Genomic DNA, 4,943 nt, shown 5'->3' with positions numbered 1-4,943 from the left:
AATTTTCTTATCCTTGCTATATACACCTGTTTCCATATTTTTATTATAACATGCTGCTCTTAAAAAAACCAGCCCTTTTTTAAAATATGCTCTATTGCTGTATAAAAAATTTTATGAAGAGGCCCTTACCTTTATGAAAGAATAATATGGCAAATATCGATTTCCACGCATATATTCACTTCAGCAACTACAAAAAATGTACCCTATCATGTGTTTTATCCTTGATTTGAGATGTCCTATCTGTTATATTTAAGTATAGGAATTTATAAATATCTTAAAAAGTACCTGACTATTTTACGGGGTGAGGTTGTGTTAGGTAAACGTAATATTGAACTTATATTTGATGCTGCAAGTATACAGCGATGGAACGACCATATAAGACCAAGTAAAGGTTTTACCGAACTGGACAAACAGTCTCATAAAATGATGTTTGCCTACGTCCTTGCAAAGATTGAAGAAAGTGACAGGAAGGCTAATATTAATTGGCGCCGGTTAATTGAGGGCGGAATTTTTGAGTTTTTCCACAGGATTATGCTGACTGATATTAAACCTCCTATTTTTCATATGTTGATGGAACAAAAGGGTGAGATGCTTAACAATTGGGTACTGGAACAGCTTCAAAAGGATGGTTTTGATCGTATAAAGGATGGCTTCTTTGAAAAATTTCGTACTTATCTCCAGGATCAACAATACAGCTATTTAGAAAAAAGAATATTGAAGGCTTCTCATTACCTGGCAACAAACTGGGAATTTGAAATAATATATAACTTAAACAAGAGCCTTTACGGACTTGAGGATACAAGAGAGCAAATTGCCAATGAAATAGAAGAGCATTATGATTTAGCGGGGGTGCAAAAACTTATCCTTGGAAAGAAAACCCGAAGCTTTCTAAGTCTTGTAGGACAATTGAGGTTTCAGCAAAGATGGGCCCAGTCGCCAAGAGTGCCTGAAACATCTGTATTGGGACATATGCTGGTAGTTGCCATACTCTCATATTTTTGTACCCTTGAATTAGAAGGCTGTGACAAAAGAATTGTAAATAACTTTTTTGCCGGCCTATTCCATGACCTGCCCGAGGTGCTTACCAGGGATATAGTATCTCCTGTAAAAAGGTCTGTAGAAGGACTTGAGGAATTAATAAAAGAAATTGAGAACAGGCAGCTTGAAGAAAGGATATTTCCTTTATTACCCTCAGCATGGAGGAAAGAGATAAAATATCTTATAGAGAATGAGTTTAATAGCAGGATATTAAAGGATGGGAGTATTGAGATTGTAACTTCAAATGAGATTAATAAGTCTTACAATGAGGACAGGTACTCTCCTGTAGATGGAGAGGTAATTAGAGGATGCGACCATCTTTCCGCCTGTATTGAAGCATACCTTTCCATTTCTCACGGCATTACATCCAGGTACCTTAAGGAAGGTCTTGAATCCCTTCACAGCAGGTATAGAAACAGGAATATTGCCGGTATTAACTTTGGCGAGTTGTTTGGATATTTTTGGATATGAGGGGTACGTAAAAATATATATCTCCGGCATATATAAAAAGGAGGGTCTTTATTGAATAGTATAGTATTGGGAGTAGATATAGGCGGTACTAAATGTGCTGTAATCTTCGGAAGGGTAAATTACAGCGAAAACAATATCATTAATAGTATTGATATAATAGACAAGGCGGTTTTTCCCACTGAAGCGGAAAAGGGTCCTGAACAAACCATTAATAGAATTATAAAAGAAATTGACCTTATGATGGCCAAACAGAAATTTCAAGCCTTACAGTTTGAAGCTATAGGTATAAGCTGCGGAGGACCTCTTGACAGTAAAAAAGGAATAATAATGTCTCCACCTAATCTTTATGGATGGGATAATATTAAAATAGTAGAAATACTTGAAAAACGGTTTGGAATAAAAACAAAGTTGCAGAATGATGCCAATGCATGTGCCCTGGCTGAATGGAAATTTGGTGCTGCAAAGGGATATGAAAATATAATATTCCTTACTTTTGGGACAGGTATGGGGGCAGGACTTATACTTAACGGCAGGCTTTATACAGGTACGAATGATATGGCGGGAGAAGTAGGACACATAAGGCTCGAAAACAATGGCCCGGTAGGATATGGAAAGTCGGGATCTTTTGAAGGGTTCTGCAGTGGGGGAGGTATTGCCCAGCTTGCAAAGACTAGGGTATTGGAAAAATTACAGGTGGGTAAAAAGGTTTCTTTTTGCAACAGTATTGATAAGTTAAATAGCCTGGATGCTAAAATTGTTGCTGATGCGGCAAAAGAGGGAGATGAGCTTGCGATAGAGATTTACAAGGAATGTGGCCGTTACCTGGGAAGAGGTCTGTCTATACTTATTGATATTTTGAACCCTGAAATTATTGTAATAGGAAGCATATTTAGCAGAAGTAAGGATTTGTTGTGGCCATGGGCCGAAGAAGTCATTAAAAAAGAAAGCCTTGTATACTCAAGGGAAGTATGTAAGGTTGTGCCGGCATCTTTGGGTGAGAACATAGGGGATTATGCTGCTCTTGCTACTGCTTTGAATTAGATTTAATATAAAATGTAAAAATGAAAAGTACGAAAATGTAAATGTAAAAAATGTGAAAGAAGGATGTGAAATGTATGAGTGTGCTAAGCGAATCTTTTGCCGGCAAAATACTTAATACGCTAATAACCGAATATAAAGGCCTTGAAACTTGTAAACCCACTATTTGGAATGCTTTTCTTCTTTTACGGGATTGCTATGCTTCGGGGGGAAAACTGCTTATATGCGGTAACGGAGGAAGTGCCGCCGACTCTGAACATATCGTAGGAGAGCTGATGAAAGGTTTCCTTTTAAAACGTCCTATAGAGGAAGAGGATTGCAATAAACTGAAATCTTATTTTCCCGATGAATGGCAATATTTATCACAGAACCTGCAAAAAGCCCTGCCTGCTATTTCCCTTGTCAGCCATACCTCCCTGTCATCCGCATATGCTAACGATATAGCGGCTGATATGGTTTTTGCTCAACAGGTTTACGGGTATGGAAAAGAAGGGGATGTACTTTTAGGAATTAGCACATCAGGTAACTCAAAGAATGTTATTAATGCAATAAAAGTGGCCAAAGCATTCGGTCTTGGAACAATAGGCTTAACAGGGGGAGAAGGAGGGGAAATGAAGGAGCTTTGTGATGTAACAATAATTGCTCCGGCAACTCAAACTCATAAGGTACAGGAGTATCATCTTCCCATATACCATGCTCTTTGCGTTATGCTGGAGGCTGAATTTTTTAAAGACGACTCCTATCCTTGCATCCAGGAATAGGATTGGTGTACTACGCGTGCTACATGGTATAACCTCATACCATAAATCAAATAATGTTTTAAGGAAATATGAGTACCTGTCAGGTGTAACGGTTATCAGCCAATGAGTGGTAAAAACAATATTTACATTTTAAATTGCAGTTACTTGATGCAGGTTTTATTAGTAAATTTAAAGAAATCATTTAAAATTTCTTCCTCATATCTAATATATTCTTGTTATAGAATAGTTAAGTCCAGGGAAGGTAATACGTAATATAATAATATGCCTATGATACCGGCTATTACAATAGTCAATATGGGGTGCGCCTTCAGCTTTATCAGGAGAAATAGTATAACAGCTGTTACAAATATGCCTCCCAGGTTGAAAACTTCCGGAGGATTTAAAGCAGCTTTGCTGAATAAATCCAAAAAGCTTTTATTAAGCAATGCTGTTTCGGCTACAAATAAAGAAGCTGACACAATCAACCCTGCTATTACCGGCCTTACACCATAGAATACTGCGTTTTTGATTGGGTTGTTCGTATATTTAAAGAAAAACCGGGATACAAATAAAACCAGTATTAATGACGGTAAAGATACTCCCAAAGTAGATAATAACCCTCCCAATACTCCTGCGGTTTTAAATCCTACAAATGTTGCCGAATTTACTGCAATAGGTCCTGGTGTCATTTCAGCTATTGCAATTATGTCTATGAATTCCGAAGGGGTCAGCCAGCCATGGAACTCTATTTCTTTTTCTATCATGGGAATCATGGCATAACCGCCTCCGAAACTGAAAAGACCTATTTTAAAAAAAGTAAATAGAAGTGTTAAGTAAATCATTATAACCCACCTTACTCCTTCTGTTTTTAAATTTTTTCAGTGTTGTTATTGTTTTTACTGAAGGTTTTCTTTACTTGGGTTGGGAATAACAGGTACATTAAAAGCCCGAACAAAGCACCTCCAATTATGGTAAAAATGGCATGGATATTTAAAAATGTAACTGTAATTGTTACAACGGCCGCAACAATAAACCCTATTGCATCTTTTATTGAGGCTTTCCCAATTTTGAATGCAGCTATTGCTATAAGTGCTACAACAGCAGAACGTATTCCTGAAAATGCAGCTTTTACAATGGGACTATTCTGGAATCTGGTAAAGAATGCTGCAATAATTGTAATAATTAAAAAGGAGGGGAGTATTACACCGACTGCAGCAATTATGGCGCCCTTCCTTCCTGCTGTTTTATAACCTATCAGGATTGCAGAATTTATTGCAATTGCACCAGGGATTGATTGGCAAACAGCAAAATAGTCAACTATTTCATTGATGTCAATCCAACCTTTGTTGTGTACAACTTCCCTTTCAATTAAGGGTATCATGGCATAACCGCCGCCCAGAGTAAAAGAACCTATTTTAAAAAAAGTGGAGAATATTTCAACAAGTAACTTAATATTTCTATTTGCCTTGTTTTTGTCTGAAATATCTTTCTCAATACTGTTATTCAAATTATCACCTTCAATTAAGTATATATTTGTTATGTATTTGATTCGTTTTATTATGTATATAATTCAGTTTCAGTTTAGTGTTTAAAACAAAACCTCCCCGTAATTTTACCACAATAAAGAATAAGAATTCAAGTTTTTTTAGGTATTAG

The 4,943-nt window shown here is 36.7% G+C and carries 5 protein-coding genes; 3 read left to right on the top strand and 2 right to left on the bottom strand.

Going from position 1 to position 4,943, the window contains the following annotated elements:
• The first annotated feature begins 309 nt into the window (after positions 1-309).
• From HPY74_19805 to HPY74_19795, 3 genes are all read left to right on the top strand, one after another.
• A complete protein-coding gene (locus HPY74_19805; GenBank protein ID NSW92854.1) occupies positions 310-1,509 on the top strand; it encodes an HD domain-containing protein in 1,200 nt (399 codons plus the stop codon).
• 51 nt (positions 1,510-1,560) lie between these two features.
• Positions 1,561-2,550: an ROK family protein gene (locus HPY74_19800; protein NSW92853.1), complete on the top strand. Its 990-nt coding sequence runs from the start codon at positions 1,561-1,563 to the stop codon at positions 2,548-2,550.
• Between the two features lie 74 nt (positions 2,551-2,624).
• Positions 2,625-3,308 carry an SIS domain-containing protein gene (locus tag HPY74_19795; GenBank protein NSW92852.1) on the top strand — a complete coding sequence of 228 codons (684 nt, stop codon included), beginning with the start codon at positions 2,625-2,627 and terminating at the stop codon, positions 3,306-3,308.
• A gap of 215 nt (positions 3,309-3,523) precedes the next feature.
• Here the strand turns inward: HPY74_19795 and HPY74_19790 are convergent, their stop codons facing one another.
• Both HPY74_19790 and HPY74_19785 read right to left on the bottom strand, forming a co-directional pair.
• Positions 3,524-4,129: a chromate transporter gene (locus HPY74_19790; protein ID NSW92851.1), complete on the bottom strand. Its 606-nt coding sequence runs from the start codon at positions 4,127-4,129 to the stop codon at positions 3,524-3,526.
• A 26-nt stretch (positions 4,130-4,155) separates the two neighbouring features.
• Positions 4,156-4,770 carry a chromate transporter gene (locus HPY74_19785; protein NSW92850.1) on the bottom strand — a complete coding sequence of 205 codons (615 nt, stop codon included), beginning with the start codon at positions 4,768-4,770 and terminating at the stop codon, positions 4,156-4,158.
• Positions 4,771-4,943: the final 173 nt, after the last annotated feature.

It is taken from the genome of Bacillota bacterium (assembly GCA_013314855.1).
GTDB lineage: Bacteria > Bacillota > Clostridia > Acetivibrionales > DUMC01 > Ch48.
Note: the sequence above shows the minus strand (reverse complement) of the source record. Positions and strands in the feature narration are given on the sequence as shown.